We start from the raw sequence: 14,709 nt of genomic DNA, 5'->3' as shown, positions 1-14,709 counted from the left end.
GACATGAGACGCATCGGGTTCGTCGAGTCGAACCGGTCCGGATCCGGCTTCGACGCCCTGCGGGCGGCGCGCGGGCTGGGCCTGCACGTCACCTTCTTCAGCTGCGGGCTGGACCGCTACCACGCGACGCCGGGCGGCACCGAGGTGCTCGAGACCTGCGTCGACGAGTTCGTGTCCTGTCCGACGCACGAGCTGGAACCGCTGCTGGAGGCGGTGAAGGCGGTCGACGCCGCGAAGCCGCTCGACGCGCTGCTTTCGGTGGCCGAGTACGAGGTCATCCAGGCCGCCGAAGCGGCTCGTCAGCTCGGCCTGCCCGGCCCCGACCCGGCCGCCATCCGGATCGCTCGCGACAAGGCGGCGCAACGGCGGCGGTGGGCCGAGCGCGGCGTGCCCGTGCCGGAGTTCCGCGTCGTCACGACGGCCGAGCAGGCTGTGCGGGCCGCGGCCGAGATCGGGTTTCCGTGCGTGGTGAAGGCGGTCGACGAGACCAGCGGCGCGCACGTCGTCCGCTGCACGACGCCGGCGGAGGTCACCGGGACGTTCACCGCGATCCGGTCCGCGGCGACGAACCGCCGCGGCCAGCCGCGGTCACCCGAGGTGCTCGTCGAGGAGTGCCTCGTCGGGTTCGAGGTCAGCGTGGAGATCCTGGCGGACGCCGGGACCGTCCGCGTGCTCGGGGTGACCGACAAGATCCTGGGCGGCCGCAACCGGTTCGTCGAGCTGGGGCACAGCTTCCCGACGGCGTTGCCCGGCGACGTCCGGCGTGAGCTGGAGGCGGCCGCGGTGGCCGCCACCGAGGCCGTGGGCTTCGACCTCGGCATCGCGCACGTCGAAATCAAGTACACCGGCGCGGGCCCGAAGCTGATCGAGATCAACCCGCGCCCGGCGGGCGACCGGATCACCGAGCTGATGGACGCGAGCTTCGGCTGGTGCACGATGGAGCTGCTGATCCGCCAGTACCTCGGGGAGCCCGCCGGCGACGTCGTGACCGAGCCGGCGCGCGGCGCGGCCATCCGGTACCTCACCGCCGACCCCGGGATCGTGACCGAGGTGAGTGGCCTGGACATCGCCGCCGCGGTCCCCGGGGTCCGCGAAGCCGGGGTGTCGGTCGAGCCGGGCGGGCGGGTCGATCCGTTGCGGGTGAACGAAGACCGCGTCGGTCACGTCCTCACGACGGCGTCCGACGCCTACCTGGCGGGCCGGATCGCCGAGGCCGCCGCCCAGCAGATCGTGGTCGGCACCCGCGCCGATGCGCCGCCGATGGCCCGCTGATGGCCGCGTCGGCGAGGCTGGGGCCACCCGATGCCCGGACAGGGAGAGCAGACATGCCGAACCTCGTGATGGTGATGCCCTACAAGGCATACCTCGGCAAGGCGCGGGCGGAGGGCTTCCGGATCACGGCGATCTGGGACCCGGCCGAGGCCACGCGGCTGTTCGGCGCGGACGCGCCCGCGTACCTCGCGGAGGTCGAGAGCCTCGCCGAGAGCCTGTGGCTGGTCGACTTCACCGACCGCGCGGCCTACGCCGAAGCGATCCGCGCGGCCGTCCGCGACAGCGGAGCCGGCCACGTCTGGCACGTCGGCAGCGAGGAGAGCATGCAGCTCGCCCACGAGGTCGCCGACGAACTCGGCACGGCGGTCAACTCGCCGCGCTCGGTGTTCCTGCTCAACGACAAGCTCGCCATGCGCACCCTGTTGCGCGACAAGGGCATCTCGACGGTCCGGTTCGCCACCGCGGACCGCTGGCAGGACGTCGGAAGGCTGCTCGACGGCTTCACGCTGCCGGTGGTGGTGAAACCCGCCGCGCTGTCGGCCAGCCGCGGGACGCGGCTGCTCACCGACCCGGCCGAGCTGCCCGCCTGGGGCGACGAGCTGGCCGCGCTGGCGTACTCCGGGCCGTTGCTGGTCGAGGAGTACCTGCGGGGCCCCGAGTTCAGCGTCGAGACGATGACCGTGCGCGGCGAGCACCACGTCATCGGCGTGACGCGCAAGCTGCTCGGCCCGCTGCCGCACTTCGTCGAGCGGGGTCACCTCTTCGGCGAGCCGGAGACGGCGGAGACGCGGGCGGTCGCCGCGCTCGCGGTCGAGCTGCTCGACGCCGTCGGCTACCAGTGCGGCCCGGCGCACACCGAGGTCATCTCCACCGAGGACGGGCCGCGGATCGTGGAGTCGCAGGCCCGGCTGGGCGGGGACAAGATCCCGGACATCATCGGGCTGGCCACCGGCTTCGACGTCAAGCGGGCGATGTTCGCCGCCCTCGCCGGGCGGACGTCCCTCCCGGACCGCGGCGGGCTCGTCGGGCACATCGCGTACTTCTCCTTCCCCACCGGGGTTCTCGAAAAGGTGACGGGTCTCGAGGAGGCTCGCGCACTGGACCACGTGCACACCCTCAGCTTCCCGTTCGCCCCCGGCGACGTCCTGCCGGAGACCGTCAGCTCGAAGACCCGCCACGGGTTCGTCATCCTCACCGGCTCCGCGGACGCGGCGGAGGCCCAAGCCCGCGCGGACCACGTCCGCGCCCTGATCGAAGTGGAAGTCCGATGAGGAGCTTCTTCGCCCTGCACCGCAACGTCCGGCTCCGGATCGGGCTGGCGTTCGTGCACAAGCTGATCGACGCGATGATCCTGACGTTCATCGCGATCTACCTCGCGGCGCACGTCGGGGTCGCGGTCGCCGGTGCGCTGATCCTGGTGTTCGCCGCGTTCGCGGTGGTCGGCATGCTCGTCGGCGGCCACCTGTCCGAGCGCTGGGGCCGCCGTCCCGTGCTGATCATCGGCGACGTCGTCGGCACCGGCTTCCTCGCGCTGATGGCCGTCGCGTACTACTCGGGCTGGGGCGCGCTGGCGGTCTACTTCAGCTACGCCATCGTGAAGTTCGGGTCGAACCTCGCGCTGCCCGCCAACGACGCGACGATCATCGACGTCACCCCGCCGGAGCAGCGCAAGTTCGTCTACACGGTCAACTACTGGGTGATCAACCTCGCGCTCGGCACCGGCGCCCTGCTCGGTGCTTTCCTGTACAGCTCCCACTTCGGCGCGGTGATCCTCGGCGGCGCGGCCGGCATGGCGTTCGCCCTCGCCGTCACCGTGGCGCTCGTGGCGGAGACCAAGCCGGAGACGCCCCGGCCGCCGGTCAAGCTCACCGGGCTCGCCCAGTTCGTCCAGGGCTACAAGGTGGTGCTGGCCGACGCGACGTTCCGGCGGCTGATCATCGCCGCCACGCTGATCTTGACGCTCGAAGGGCAGCTCAGCACCGCGATCGGGATCCGGCTGTCGACGGACTTCCCCACGCAGGAGGTGGTCCCGTTCGGCGCCGTGACCGGCGTGGAGATGCTCGGCGTGCTCAAGGCGGTCAACACCGTCCTGGTCGTCGCGTTCGCGCTGGTCGTCAACTCGCTGCTGAAGCGGATGCCCGACCGCACCCGGCTCTACGCGGGCATCACGCTGTACGCGGGCGGGTTCGCGGTGCTGGCCGTCACCGACGACGCCTGGCTCCTGCTCGTCGCCGTCGTCGTGCTGACCGTCGGCGAGCTGATGAACCTGCCGGTGCAGCAGGCCCTGCTGGCCGAGCTGGCCCCGGACGACGGCCGGCCGCGCTACCTCGCCGCGTACTACCTGCACATCCGGTTCGGCCAGATCGTCAACTCGATCCTGATCAGCCTGAGCGCGGTCGTCAGCATGGCCGGGATGGCCGGGATCTACCTGGCCTTCGGCGTCGTGATCATCCTGCAGTACCGGGCGATCCTGGCCCGTCGCGAGACGCGCGTCGCGGTCTCCGCCTGAAACCCTGGAAGGTAACCATGTCGGCACGGTCCGATCGGATCACCAAGGCCTACCTCGCCGGCTGCGAGGAGGCGGACGGCCCGCTGCGCCACGCGCGGGCGAGCCTCGAGCTGTCGGAGACCAAGCGCCTGTCCTGGCCCCGGCTGCTGCCGCGGCCGATCATGGTCGACGAGGCCGAGTACCGCGCCTTCGGCCGGGACCTCGTCACGATCTACGAGCTCGTCGGCTCGCTGCCGCGGCGGCTCTTCGACGGCGACTTCACGCGGTTCCGCACCGCGCTCGGCATCGACGACCGGCACGCCGCGCTGATGACCCGGCTGCTCGGCGAGGGGCCGCCGCCGCTGTACGGCCGCGCCGACGTCTACTACGACGGCACGGCGTTCAAGCTGCTGGAGTACAACATCGGCAGCGCGCTCGGCGGCCTGGACATGGTGGGCACGCTGCCCAAGGCGTACCTGCGGGTGCCGGCCGTGGCCGAGTTCGCCGCCGAGCACGGGCTCGGGTTCCTGGACATGGGGTCCGACCTCGCCGAGGCGCTGCGCAACGCGGGCAAGACGATCGGCGCCGGCGAGCCGGTGGTCGCGATCGTCGAGGGCCCCGGCGGGATGACGACCTACGGCCACCAGCGGCGCGCGATCGCGGAGCTGCTGGCGGAGAACGACGTCGAGTGCCGCGTCGGCGAGATCGGCGACCTGGAGTACCGGTCCGGGAAGCCGTACCTCGAGGGCACCCCGGTCGACGTCGTCCTGCGGTACTACGGCATCGAGGAAATGCTGGAACACCCCGACTGCGACGCGCTGCTGGAGCCGGTGTTCCGCGCCCACGAAGCCGGTCAGGTGGTCGTCTGGACGCCGACGAACGTGTTCAGCAACAAGGGAACGCTGGCGATGCTGTCGGAGTCCGCCGCGGCCTTCACCCCGGACGAGCAGGCCGTGATCGAGCGGGTGCTGCCGTGGTGCCGGATGCTCGGACGCCCCGGCGCGGGCCCGGACGCCGGGCGCATCGACGAGTGCATCGAGCGTCAGGACCAGCTGGTGTTCAAGCCGACCGGGCTCTACGGCGGCCAGGGCGTCGTCATCGGCCGGGAGGTGGACGCCGGGACCTGGCGGGAGACGCTCGAAGCCGGTTCGCGGACCGGCTCGCTCGTCCAGGAGATCGTGCGGCCGAACCTGGAGACCGTGATCGACCCCGAGACCGGCGAGCGCTCCGAGTGGTACGCGCTGTGGGCGGCGTTCATGACCCCGTCGGGCCTCTCCGGCGGCGGCGTGCGCGCGATCGCGCCCGGCGGCACCACCGTCATCACCATGATCAACAATCCCGACGTCCGCAACACCTGCCTCTTCACCTGCTGAGCAAGGAGAACCCCGGTGCCCCGACTCGTCGACCTCACCCACGGCTTCTACGACGGAATGCCGTCCTACCCCGCCGACTGGTTCCCGAAGTTCGTCAGCGAACGCTCGATGACGCCGGAGAACGACCCGTACGGCACCAAGCGCACGTTCTCCTACCTGCACGTCTTCCCGCACAACGGGACGCACATGGAGTACAAGCTGCACTTCTACCCGGGCACCGAAGGCATCGACGAGGTCCCGCTCGACACGCTGATCGGCCGCGCCTGCGTCGCCGACCTGTCGCACAAGGGCGAGCTGGACGAGGTCACCGGCGACGACCTGGAAAAGGCGCTGCGGCCGGTGTGGCAGGCGGGCGACCGGCTGCTCATCCGCACCGACTACCTGCGGCACAACTGGGGCCGGCCCGACTACTGGGACCGTCCGCCCTACCTGACGCCGTCGGCCGCGCGGTGGGCGATCGACAACGGCGCGTGCCTCATCGGCTTCGACTGCCTCACCGAACGGCCGGGCGACGCGGAGTCCCCGGTGCACCACGCGCTGCTCGCCGCCGGCATCCCGCTGCTGGAGTACGTCACCAACATGCACGAGCTGACCCAGCAGGTGGTGCGGCTGATCGCGCTGCCGACCAAGGTGGCCGGCGCCGAGGCGGCCCCGGCGCGCGTCATCGCCATGGAGGACACCGATGTCTGAGCAGGTCGCCCTCACGGCGGCCGGCGACGACGCCGAGGTGCCGGACGGCCTGGACCGGCTGCTCGACCTGCTCGGCGACCCGCTGGCCGCGCTGCCGGCCGGGGCCGAGGTGCTGATCAAGCCGAACCTGTTCCAGACGGCACCCGGGTTCCAGGTGCGGCCGGCGCTGCTGGCCGCGATCGCCCGCGTCGTCGCCGAGCACGGGGCGCGCCCGGTCATCGCCGAGCGCACGCACGCGATCTACGAGATCCTGCGCGACCACGAGGCCGCGAAGTACGCCCGCGTCGTCAGCTTCGACGACCTGCCGCTGCGCATCACCGGCATCCCCGGTGCGACGTCGCTGCGGGTGCCGATCGCCGTCCCCGAGCTGATCCTGGACTGCGACTACTTCATCGGCGTCCCGCAGCTGCGCACGCACGCGAGCGTCGTCTACTCGAACGCGATGAAGAACCTGGTCGGGCTACTGCCCGGGTACACCACCCGGATCGTGCACATGGCGGGCGTCGACGAGTCCACTGTGGACCTCAACCTGATGCGGCCGCAGGACCTGGTCGTGTGCGACGGGACCACGGTGATCGAGGGCAACTACCCGATGGACGGGCAGGCCCGCGAGGTCGGTTTCCTGGCCGCGAGCCGCAACGCCGTCGCGCTCGACGTCGCCGTCGGGACGCTGGCGGGCTTCGACCCGGAGAGCGTCGCCTACCTGCGGGACGCGCACGCGCGGGGGATGGGACCGCTGGCCCTGGAGGACATCGAGCTGCTCGGCACGCCGCTCGAGGAGCTGGCGTTCGACATGGTGAAGGCGCCGGTCGAGATCGTCGTGCCGCGCGAGGGGATCCACGTCTACGCCGACAACGCCTGCCCGGCGTGCAGCCGGTTCGTCGCCGGGGCGATGCGGGCGCTGGCCGGCGAACTGTGCGAGTGGGACGGGGAGATGACGGTCATTTCGGGGCCGCAGGTCGAGGTGCCGCCGTTGCGCGGCGAGGTCGTCCTCGTCGGCAACTGCCTGTACGAGAGCCGGGACCTGGGCATCTTCGTCGAAGGCTGCCCGCCGCGGGCGATCCAGCTCGCCGCGTTCCGCTACGCCATGGGCAAGCCCGTCGGCGACCACGAGCGCACGCAGTTCCGGGTGCCGGCGGTCGCCCGATGATCACGTCCGCGCTGTCGCCGGGGGCCCGGCTGCACCGCCACGTCGTCCCGCTGACCTCGGCGCTCGACCCGGTGGCGGCGGCCGCGGCCCTGCGTCCCGCCGGGCGCGTCATGCTGACCGCCGGGCCGGGCGGCCGGGACGCGGTGCTGGCCGCGGGCGAACTCGCCGTCCTCTCCCACCCCGGCGGTGACGGGCCCGCGCCGCTCACGGCCGCGGTGGACCTGCTGGCCGGGCTGGACCTCCCGCCGGACGTGACCGACGCCGAGGCGGCCTGGTTCGGGTTCCTCGCCTACGACGCCGCGCGCGACTTCGAGCGGCTGCCCAGCCGGCACCCGGCGGGCGGGCGTCCGGTGTACGAGTTCTTCCTGCCCGAGGTGCTGGTCTCCGACGGGCGGGTGATCGGCCGCGGCACCACCCCCGCGGCCGCCCGCAAGGCGGCCACCCAGGTCGCCCGGACGCTCGACCGGCTCGCCGTCGCCCCGCTCGGGACCGTCGCGGTCGGGGCCGGAACGTTCGGCTTCGGCTACGACGAGTACGTCGACGCCCTGCGGCGCGCGCAGCGGCACATCCTCGACGGCGACGTCTTCCAGCTGGTGCTGTCCAACGCCTGGACCGCACCGGCCACTGTGGACGGTCTGCGCGTCTACCGACGCCTCACCGAGATCAACCCGTCGCCGTACCACTTCTGGTACGGCGGGCCGGAGTTCGAGGCGGTCGGCGCTTCTCCGGAACCGTGCCTGACGCTCCTGCGCGGCCGGGCGCTGATCCGCCCGCTGGCCGGCACCCGGCCGCGGGGCCGCGACGGCCGCGCCGACCGGCTCGCCGAGGACGACCTGCGCTCGTCGGTGAAGGAGCTGGCCGAGCACCGGATGCTGGTCGACCTGGCCCGCAACGACCTCGGCCGGGTGTGCCGCCCCGGCACCGTCTCGGTCGAGCGGCTGATGGCCGTCGAGCGGTACTCGCACGTCATGCACCTGACGTCGGACGTGTGGGGCGAGCCGTCGGGGGAGCGCGGCACCGCCGAGCTGATCCGGGCGACGTTCCCGGCGGGCACCATGACCGGGACGCCGAAGGTGCGCGCGATGGAGATCATCGACACCCTCGAGCCGTCGCGGCGCTGGCTGTACTCCGGCGCGGTCGGCTCGTTCGGGGTGTCCCACGTGGACCTCTACCTGACGATCCGCAGCATGGTCTGGTGCGACGGCGAGATCCGGCTGCAGGCCGGCGGCGGCATCGTCCACGACTCCGACCCGGCCGAGGAGTACGCGGAGTGCCTGGCGAAGCTCGGGTCCGGCGCCCGGGCCCTCGGCGTGACGGTGGAAGGGGCGGCCGCGTGATCTGCGTGCTCGACAACTACGACTCGTTCGTCTACAACCTGGTGCAGTACCTGGGAACCCTCGGCGCCTCGTGCCAGGTCTACCGCAACGACGAGATCTCCGTGACCGACGTCGAGGCGCTCGCCCCGGAGCTGGTGCTGATCTCACCCGGCCCCGGCGACCCCGCCGACGCGGGCATCTCGGTCGAGCTGGTCCGCCGGCTGGCCGGGCGCGTGCCGATCCTCGGCGTGTGCCTGGGCCACCAGGCGATCGGCGCGGCGTTCGGCGCCCGCGTGGTGCACGCGGCCGAGCCGATGCACGGCAAGTGCTCGGCCGTGGTGCACGACGGGAGCGGCGTCTTCGCCGGGCTGCCGAACCCGCTGACGGTGGCGCGCTACCACTCGCTGGTGCTCGACCCCGCTTCGCTGCCGGCCGAGCTGGCCGTGACCGCGTTGTCGGACACCGGCGAGATCATGGCGATCCGGCACCGCCGCCACGCGATCGAGGGCGTCCAGTTCCACCCCGAGTCGCTGTTCACGCAGGAAGGCGTGGGCATGGTGGCCAACGCGGTGCGCGGCCTGCTCGGCTCAGGCGAGCTCGGCCGAAACGACCGACGGCAGTTCGCGCAGCCGGTCGAGCAGGGGCTCGGTCTCGTCGGCGGCCAGTAGGACGGCGCAGACCATGCCGCTCTCGCGGACACCGTCCTTGATGTCGACCGACAGCTCGTGGACGAGGTGGCCGTCCAGCGCGCCGACCAGCGCCGGGATCTGCTCGGCGCCGCCGACGAAGTAGGTGGCGATGCGCCGGCGCAGCAGCATGGCCGAGCGGGTCGCGGGAAAGGCGAAGGACGTGGACATGGCGGATCTCCCGAGCTGAAGAAGGAATGAGATCGGGGCCAGGTCCCGGAAAAGAGCGATCGCCGACGCTGCGCGCCGGCGACCTGGTTCAGCCGGCGCGCCGGGTTACGAGTCGCGAGGACGTCATCGGGCGCTGCACGGCGACAGGCTAACACGATCGCCGCTCACCGGGGCAACACCCGATCGCGGAGGGTGGCGACGTCGTCGCGGCAGCGCCGTGGGCCCAGGTCGGGCTCGGGAAAGCACTGGGCTCACGCCCCCCGCCCGAAACATCCCGAATGACCCATTCGTGCCACCGCCTAGCCCGTACCCAGCCGAACGACACCCGTACTCAGCCGGACGACACGCGTATCCAGCCGGACGACACGCGTACCCAGGTGGACGACACGGTCCGGGCGGTGTGTCGTCCGTCCAGGTGCGCGTGTCGTCCGGTGGGGTACGCGTGTCGTCCGTCCGGGTACCTCAGCTGGCCCGGATGACGCCCAGCCCCAGCGGCGTGATCTCGTGGATCTGTGACTTCCCCGACCGTGCGCTGGTGATCAGGCCACTGGCTCGCAGCACCGACGCGTGCTGGCTGGCCGTCGCCAGGGACACGCCCGTCAGCTCGGCCAGCTCGCTCGTGTTGCAGCGCGTCGTCGCCACCGTCACCAGCACCCGTGCCCTCGTCTGGCCGAGCAGCGCCGCCAGTGACGCCCCCGGCTCCGCGTCGCTGTCGAAGCGGGGGTGGCTGATCGAATAGACCAGCGCCGGCGGGCGGCCCGGGTCCTTGTACGTCGTCGGCATGCCGTGCGCGAAGAACGTCGGGATCAGGCGGAGGCCGCGGCCGTCCAGGTGGAGCTCCTGCTCGATCGGGAAGCGCACCCGCAGCACCGGCGGGGACCACGTGATGTCCGGGTGCACCGTCGAGAGCAGCAGCTGCGGCCCGCCGCGGTCCAGGTTCGACCGCAGCCGGTCGTGGTCGCGGGCCACGGCGCGGCGGACGGTGGCCCAGTCCGGGGCCAGGCACCGGCGGTAGTAGTCGTGCAGGGCCGTGCCGAGGCGGTGCAGCTCACGGGTCTCGCCGTCCGCCAGCCGGCGCAGCCACGGCGCGACGCGCGTCCCCTGCGCCGCCAGCTCGGCGACGTCGGTGGCCAGGGCCGCCGGCGGCGTTTCGAGCACCGCCGAGACGCCGTCACCGATCGTGGCGTGCGCGGCCGGGGTGAGGAAGTCCGGGCAGTACCCGTACGGCGGGACGGCGGACATCACCAGCCGGCCCGACTCCGGGACCGCGGAGCGCGACCCCCGGCGCCACCGGCCGAAGAACGGCTCGCCCTCCGGACGCCGGATCCGGTAGCTGCTCATCAGCAGCTCCCACATCGGGTCGGCGTCCTCGGCGATGGTCACCTTCGCCAGGTCCGCGTCCGTGAAGTGAATCTTGAGCATCGACGTACCGCCCTTTCCCCGGCGAGGATAGCCGCCGGTGGCACCGGGTCCCGCCGCACTGTGACCTGCGACGTTTCCGGCAGGCGCGAAACGTCCGAAGGCCGGTTGACGCCGCCGCCGCGCCGCTGGCACGTTCATCCCGCACGGCCGCCGACGATGTCGCGCGCCGGGTGCGGACCGGCTGGGGGTCGGTCCGGCCACCGCCCCTTGACCGTCCTCAGTGGACGAAGGCCGGCCGGGAAGACGGAAATTCACCGGATGGCGGCGAATCCCGGGCATTCGTCGAAGCTCACCCTGTGTAGCTGATGCGTACGGGGGAAACGCCCGGCATTCCTTGACAGCACCGTGGTCGCCGGAGTTATGTCTGCGTTCTGAATTCCGGGGGAAAAGGATCCAGGAATTCGTTCTCGGGTCACCGGTACGAATCGAGCCACGCCACCGATGAAAGAAGATGAACCGCTTCGCCGTAGTAGTTCCGCCGCGTCGTGGAATCCCGGCACCTGGCGGCTGCGCACCAAGATCTCCGTCGTGTTGTTGCTGCCCGTCCTGGTCGCGCTGCTGCTGGCCGGCGGCCGGGTGCAGGCCGAGCTCGCCCAGGCGGGCGCGCTCAGCGGGGTGCGGGACCAAATGCCGGTCGTGCAAGGGATCGCCGAGCTCACCGGGCTGGTCGACGACGAGCTGATCCACGACGGCGCGGCCGCGCAGACCGCCGCGGTCGACGCGAAAGCCGCCGTCATCCGCCACGACGCCGAATTCGCGCAGCTGAGCCCGGAGCTTTCCCGGACGCTGGAAGATCAATTGGGAAAATTGGCCGGCCTGCGCCAGCAGGACGGTTCGGCCGGTGCGAAAACCCCCGCCTACCACGACTTCGTCGTCTCGCTCAGTGAAGTGATCCCCGGGGTCGTCGGCCAAGCCGGGAATACCGATCTCGACGCCGCGGCCGATATCACCAAAGCGTTGACGCAGCTGAGGTCGACGCTCGCCGGGCAGGAAGTCCCGGGTGGACGGTCGGTGGACGCGCTCGCGGCCGCCGTCGCCGAGGAATCGGTGCTCACCGGGCAGATCCGCCGGGCGTTGCCCACCGGTGCGGTGGCCGCGCGGTTCGCCGCCGCCACCATCCCCGGCGCCGGCGGACCCGCGGCCAAGCGCGCGGCGCTCGGGACCATCCTGGCCGACCAGGTGAAGACCCTTTCGGACGCCGTCGGCGCGCGGACCGACGCCGCCCGGTCCGACGCGCTGCGCGACGCCGCGCTGGTGATCGCGTCGCTGCTCGGCGCCCTTGCCATCGCCCTGGCCGTGGCCCGCTCGGTGGTCGTCCCGATCCGGCGGCTGCACGCGGCCGCGGTCGACACCGCGCGCCGGCGGCTGCCCGGCACGATCGAGCGGATCCGGGAGGGCGAGGACGTCGACTGGCAGGCGACCGAGCGGCTGCCCGTCGACTCCGAGGAGGAGATCGGCCAGCTGGCCCGCGCCTTCGACGACATGCACCGGCAGGCGGTGCGGCTCGCCGTCGGCGAGCAGGCCGAGATGCGGATCCAGGTCAGTGAGATGTTCATGACGCTGTCGCGGCGCAGCCAGTCGCTGGTGGAGCTGCAGCTGTCGGTGATCGAGGACCTCGAAGCCGACGAGCAGGACCCGCAGCGGCTGGCGGAGCTCTTCCAGATCGACCACATCGCCACCCGGCTGCGGCGCAACGGCGAGAACCTGCAGGTCCTCGCGGGCGGCCGCCCGGTGCGCCGGGAAGTCGGGCCCGTCGCGACGGTCGAGCTGCTGCGGGCCGCGACGTCGGAGGTGAAGGACTACCAGCGGGTCACGCTCGGCAACGCGCCCCGCGGGTCGGTGCAGTCCGAGGCCGCGGCCGACGTCGTGCACATCCTCGCCGAGCTGCTGGAGAACGCGATCCGCTCGTCCCCGCCGGGCGAGCAGGTCGTGCTCACCGCCGACCGCGGCTTCGACGGCGGCGTGCTGATCGAGGTCGTCGACACCGGCCTCGGCATGACCCGCGAGGACCTCGAAGCGGCGAACGCGCGGCTCGCCGCCGGCGCGTCGGTGAGCCCGGAGACCACCCGCCGGATGGGCCTGTTCGTGGTGAGCAGGCTCGCCGCGTCGCACGGGATCACCGTGCGGCTGCGGCCCTCGACCACGCGGACCGCGAGTGCCGGCATCACCGCCAGCGTGCACGTCCCGGGCGTGCTGGTCCTGGTCGACCTGCCGCCCCGGCCGGGTCCGCCCGAGCTGCTGCCGGCGGTCAACGGCGTCCCCCGGCCCGAGCCGGAACCCCGGTGGCCCGCCGAAGAACCCGCCGCCGTGGCGCCGATGCCGACGCCGATCTTCGACCAGATGCTGTCGCACTGGTTCGCCGACGACCGCGCGAAGCCGGCGCGACCCGGCGAGTGGGCCACCCCGGCCGACGAGGTCCGGCAGGCCGCCGAAGCCGCGGTCGGCGCGCCGGACGACCTCGAGCTCACCGAGTCGGGCCTGCCGACCCGGCAGCCCGGCGCGCAGCTCGCCCCGGGCTCGGTCGCCCCGCGGCAGCCGCAGCCGGCCGACTCGTCGTTCCGGGACCCGGCCGCCGTGCGGAACAACCTTTCCCGGCACTACAGCGGCATGCGCGCGGCCCGCCACCGGGTCGCGACCGACCCGAAGGGGCAGTGATGAGCGTGCGGCAGGAAGGAGCGGAAGTGGCCGACCGGTCCCGGAACTGGCTGGTGTCGGCGTTCACGCAGGAGGTGCCCGGCGTCGCGCACGCCGCGCTCGTCTCGGCGGACGGCCTGCTCGTGGCGGCGAACGACGCGATGCCGCGCGACCGGGCGGACCAGCTCTCGGCGATCGCGTCGGGCCTCTCGAGCCTGGCCCTCGGCACGGCCGACCTGTTCACCGCGGGCCGGGTCGTGCAGTCGGTCATCGAGATGGAGCACGGCTTCCTGATGCTGATGAACGTCGGCGACGGCTCGAACCTGGTGGTGCTGGCCAACCCCGGCTGCGACATCGGCCTGGTCGGCTACGAGATGACGCTGCTCGTCGATCGGTTCGGGAAGATGGTCGAGACACCGGCGCGGCCCGCGGCCGCGCCGGGAGCGAGCCGGTGACCGAGGGCCGGCGACGCGAGGGCGGGCGGCACGCGGCGTCACTGGCCCGCCCGTACGCGTGGACCGCCGGTCGCACCCGGCCGTCGGTCGACCTGGCGGTGGAAGCCCTCGTCGAAACGACGGCGGAGGGACGCACGGCGCCCTTCAGCCCGACCAACCCGCTGGCCGCGGTGACCCAGCTGTGCCTGCAGCAGCGCTCGGTGGCGGAGGTCGCGGTGCACCTGGGCGTGCCGCTGGGCGTGGCCCGGGTGCTCATCGGCGACCTGCTGGTCGCCGGCCAGGTGTCGATCCGCGACACGCTCACCGCGGACGCCTCCTTCGACGAACGCAACGACCTGCTCGAAAGGGTCCTCAGTGGACTACGCGCACTCTGACAAGCGGATCACCTCGGCCAAGATCGTGGTCGCCGGCGGGTTCGGGGCCGGCAAGACGACCTTCGTCGGCGCCGTCTCGGAGATCGACCCGTTGCGCACCGAGGCCGTGATGACGGCCGCGGCCGTCGGTGTCGACCGGACCGAAGCGGTGCCGGGGAAGTTCTCCACGACGGTGGCGATGGACTTCGGCAGGCTCACGCTGGCCGATGACCTGATCCTCTACGTGTTCGGCACGCCGGGCCAGCACCGGTTCTGGTTCATGTGGGACGACCTCGTCTGCGGCGCGGTGGCGGCGATCGTCCTGGTCGACACGCGCCGGCTCGCGGACTGCTTCGCGTCGATCGACTTCTTCGAGTCGCGCGGGGTGCCGTTCCTGGTGGCGGTCAACCAGTTCCAGGACACCCGCCAGCACCCGCCGGAGCAGGTGCGCGAAGCCCTCAAGGTCCCGGCGGAGGTCCAGGTGGTCACCTGCGACGCGCGTTCGCCGGAGTCGACGAAAGAGACCCTCATCGCCGCGGCCGAGTACGCACTGGCCGCGTTGCATGCGCCGCATAAATCGCTTTCGGGGGGTCCAGGGGGGCTTGCCGCCGGCGCAAGCGGTTGCGTCGAGGCTGGCGGAGGTGCCACCGGCGGATCAGGCGGTGGCGGCGTTGATCGCGAGGCTGGACGAGATCGGAA

The 14,709-nt window shown here is 72.3% G+C and carries 13 protein-coding genes and 1 pseudogene; 12 read left to right on the top strand and 2 right to left on the bottom strand.

Annotation, left to right across the window (positions count from 1 at the left end):
* Positions 1 to 3: 3 nt before the first annotated feature.
* The 8 genes from ABZ342_RS44885 to ABZ342_RS44850 are packed head-to-tail and all read left to right on the top strand — an operon-like array spanning position 4 to position 8,957.
* Positions 4 to 1,272, top strand: a complete 1,269-nt coding sequence (locus ABZ342_RS44885) for an ATP-grasp domain-containing protein (protein ID WP_360487023.1) — start codon at positions 4 to 6, stop codon at positions 1,270 to 1,272.
* 53 nt (positions 1,273 to 1,325) lie between these two features.
* The gene (locus tag ABZ342_RS44880) at positions 1,326 to 2,543 is read left to right on the top strand and encodes an ATP-grasp domain-containing protein (protein ID WP_360487020.1); all 1,218 of its coding nucleotides are present in this window, start codon (positions 1,326 to 1,328) and stop codon (positions 2,541 to 2,543) included.
* Complete coding sequence (locus ABZ342_RS44875; RefSeq protein ID WP_155541589.1) at positions 2,540 to 3,781, top strand: MFS transporter; 1,242 nt, start codon at positions 2,540 to 2,542, stop codon at positions 3,779 to 3,781. Before ABZ342_RS44880 ends, ABZ342_RS44875 begins: the two co-directional genes overlap by 4 nt.
* A 17-nt stretch (positions 3,782 to 3,798) precedes the next feature.
* A complete protein-coding gene (locus ABZ342_RS44870) occupies positions 3,799 to 5,133 on the top strand; it encodes a hypothetical protein (RefSeq protein ID WP_360487017.1) in 1,335 nt (444 codons plus the stop codon).
* Positions 5,134 to 5,148: 15 nt separating this feature from the next.
* Positions 5,149 to 5,823 carry a cyclase family protein gene (locus ABZ342_RS44865; RefSeq protein WP_155541591.1) on the top strand — a complete coding sequence of 225 codons (675 nt, stop codon included), beginning with the start codon at positions 5,149 to 5,151 and terminating at the stop codon, positions 5,821 to 5,823.
* The gene (locus ABZ342_RS44860) at positions 5,816 to 6,973 is read left to right on the top strand and encodes a DUF362 domain-containing protein (protein WP_360487014.1); all 1,158 of its coding nucleotides are present in this window, start codon (positions 5,816 to 5,818) and stop codon (positions 6,971 to 6,973) included. Before ABZ342_RS44865 ends, ABZ342_RS44860 begins: the two co-directional genes overlap by 8 nt.
* Positions 6,970 to 8,310 (top strand): anthranilate synthase component I family protein, encoded by a 1,341-nt coding sequence (locus ABZ342_RS44855; protein WP_360487011.1) that lies wholly within the window; start codon positions 6,970 to 6,972, stop codon positions 8,308 to 8,310. Before ABZ342_RS44860 ends, ABZ342_RS44855 begins: the two co-directional genes overlap by 4 nt.
* Positions 8,307 to 8,957 (top strand): aminodeoxychorismate/anthranilate synthase component II, encoded by a 651-nt coding sequence (locus ABZ342_RS44850; protein WP_360487008.1) that lies wholly within the window; start codon positions 8,307 to 8,309, stop codon positions 8,955 to 8,957. The genes ABZ342_RS44855 and ABZ342_RS44850 overlap by 4 nt, the downstream gene beginning before the upstream one ends.
* Here ABZ342_RS44850 and ABZ342_RS44845 read toward each other — a convergent pair.
* Both ABZ342_RS44845 and ABZ342_RS44840 read right to left on the bottom strand, forming a co-directional pair.
* Positions 8,877 to 9,146, bottom strand: a complete 270-nt coding sequence (locus ABZ342_RS44845; RefSeq protein WP_155541594.1) for a hypothetical protein — start codon at positions 9,144 to 9,146, stop codon at positions 8,877 to 8,879. The genes ABZ342_RS44850 and ABZ342_RS44845 overlap by 81 nt on opposite strands.
* 462 nt (positions 9,147 to 9,608) lie before the next feature.
* Positions 9,609 to 10,568, bottom strand: coding sequence for a winged helix-turn-helix domain-containing protein (locus ABZ342_RS44840; protein ID WP_155541595.1), 960 nt, complete (start codon positions 10,566 to 10,568; stop codon positions 9,609 to 9,611).
* 441 nt (positions 10,569 to 11,009) lie between these two features.
* On the opposite strand from ABZ342_RS44840, the gene ABZ342_RS44835 reads away from it, so the two are divergent.
* From ABZ342_RS44835 to ABZ342_RS44820, 4 genes and pseudogenes are all read left to right on the top strand, one after another.
* Positions 11,010 to 13,223, top strand: coding sequence for an ATP-binding protein (locus ABZ342_RS44835; RefSeq protein WP_360487004.1), 2,214 nt, complete (start codon positions 11,010 to 11,012; stop codon positions 13,221 to 13,223).
* The gene (locus tag ABZ342_RS44830; protein ID WP_196425197.1) at positions 13,223 to 13,657 is read left to right on the top strand and encodes a roadblock/LC7 domain-containing protein; all 435 of its coding nucleotides are present in this window, start codon (positions 13,223 to 13,225) and stop codon (positions 13,655 to 13,657) included. The genes ABZ342_RS44835 and ABZ342_RS44830 overlap by 1 nt, the downstream gene beginning before the upstream one ends.
* Positions 13,654 to 14,031 (top strand): DUF742 domain-containing protein, encoded by a 378-nt coding sequence (locus ABZ342_RS44825; RefSeq protein WP_360487001.1) that lies wholly within the window; start codon positions 13,654 to 13,656, stop codon positions 14,029 to 14,031. Before ABZ342_RS44830 ends, ABZ342_RS44825 begins: the two co-directional genes overlap by 4 nt.
* Positions 14,012 to 14,581, top strand: a pseudogene (locus ABZ342_RS44820) (ATP/GTP-binding protein); the annotation flags it as partial. The gene ABZ342_RS44825 and the pseudogene ABZ342_RS44820, both read left to right, overlap by 20 nt.
* Between the last annotated feature and the right edge of the window lie 128 nt (positions 14,582 to 14,709).

Origin of the sequence: Amycolatopsis sp. NPDC005961 (assembly GCF_040629235.1) — a bacterium.
In the GTDB taxonomy this organism is placed as follows: domain Bacteria; phylum Actinomycetota; class Actinomycetes; order Mycobacteriales; family Pseudonocardiaceae; genus Amycolatopsis; species Amycolatopsis camponoti.
The sequence above is the reverse complement of the archived record's forward strand: the minus strand, read 5'-3'. Positions and strand labels throughout refer to the sequence as shown.

Bases quoted from the DNA above. Each gene is read 5' to 3' on its own strand.
- ABZ342_RS44880 (WP_360487020.1), top strand. From the start codon at position 1,326: ATGCCGAACCTCGTGATGGTGATGCCCTACAAGGCATACCTCGGCAAG.
- ABZ342_RS44860 (WP_360487014.1), top strand. From the start codon at position 5,816: ATGTCTGAGCAGGTCGCCCTCACGGCGGCCGGCGACGACGCCGAGGTG.
- ABZ342_RS44855 (WP_360487011.1), top strand. From the start codon at position 6,970: ATGATCACGTCCGCGCTGTCGCCGGGGGCCCGGCTGCACCGCCACGTC.
- ABZ342_RS44830 (WP_196425197.1), top strand. From the start codon at position 13,223: ATGAGCGTGCGGCAGGAAGGAGCGGAAGTGGCCGACCGGTCCCGGAAC.
- ABZ342_RS44840 (WP_155541595.1), bottom strand. From the start codon at position 10,568: ATGCTCAAGATTCACTTCACGGACGCGGACCTGGCGAAGGTGACCATC.
- ABZ342_RS44845 (WP_155541594.1), bottom strand. From the start codon at position 9,146: ATGTCCACGTCCTTCGCCTTTCCCGCGACCCGCTCGGCCATGCTGCTG.
- ABZ342_RS44875 (WP_155541589.1), top strand. From the start codon at position 2,540: ATGAGGAGCTTCTTCGCCCTGCACCGCAACGTCCGGCTCCGGATCGGG.
- ABZ342_RS44885 (WP_360487023.1), top strand. From the start codon at position 4: ATGAGACGCATCGGGTTCGTCGAGTCGAACCGGTCCGGATCCGGCTTC.
- ABZ342_RS44835 (WP_360487004.1), top strand. From the start codon at position 11,010: ATGAAAGAAGATGAACCGCTTCGCCGTAGTAGTTCCGCCGCGTCGTGG.
- ABZ342_RS44870 (WP_360487017.1), top strand. From the start codon at position 3,799: ATGTCGGCACGGTCCGATCGGATCACCAAGGCCTACCTCGCCGGCTGC.